This window comes from Polaromonas sp. P1_G2 (genome assembly GCF_056405515.1).
This window is the reverse complement of sequence record NZ_JBFUBY010000664.1, coordinates 1-642: the sequence shown is the minus strand read 5'-3', so window position 1 is coordinate 642 and position 642 is coordinate 1. Positions and strand designations below refer to the sequence as shown.

1 protein-coding gene is annotated in these 642 nt (G+C 63.1%); it reads right to left on the bottom strand.

Annotated elements, in window-relative coordinates:
- A partial coding sequence (locus tag AC1D0P_RS26815) for an alkaline phosphatase (RefSeq protein WP_477679509.1) occupies positions 1 to 642 on the bottom strand: 642 nt, incomplete at both ends.

Sequence of the window (642 nt, the reverse complement as noted above, 5' to 3'; positions counted from 1 at the left end):
ACAGGCCGAGCAGCGGCGTCTTGTCATTCGCTTGCTTGACCGCATTCAGCTGGTCGAGATTTTCGACCAGCTGGAAACCGCGCGCCTTCGCCTGGTCGATGAGCGGCTTGTCCTTCCACTGGCCGGCATGCGCCTTGTCGTCGAAATATTTGCGGCCGCCGCCGAGCACGACGTCGGGGCGGGCGTTGAGCAATTGCTCCGAGATCGAGCCGAGGCCGTTATTCTCCAGCGCATTCGTCGGGCATTGCTTGGCGGTCGAGGTCGGATCGTAGCATTTGCGCCCGGTCACATGCGCCACCAGCACGGCCGGCGTCGCATCCTGGATTTCGGCGGTCGAAACGTCGCCGGTGGCATAGCCGGCGAGCTTGGCCATTTCCAGGATCGTTGTCTGCGGCTTGCCGTGGATATCGACCGAGATCGCGCCGTTATAGGTCTTGGTGCCGGTCGCCCAGGCCGAGCCGGAGGCGGCCGAATCGGTGACGTAGTTCGGCGTGCCGTCCTTGTTCAGCGAATAATGCGTATATTGCCCGGTGATCGGCAGGGCGTCGATCCCCTTGAAGAAATTGCCGGCGCCAAGCGCCACGTTGCGGGCCACGGTGATCTCGGAATCGCCCATGCCGTCGCCGATCAGCAGGATGACAT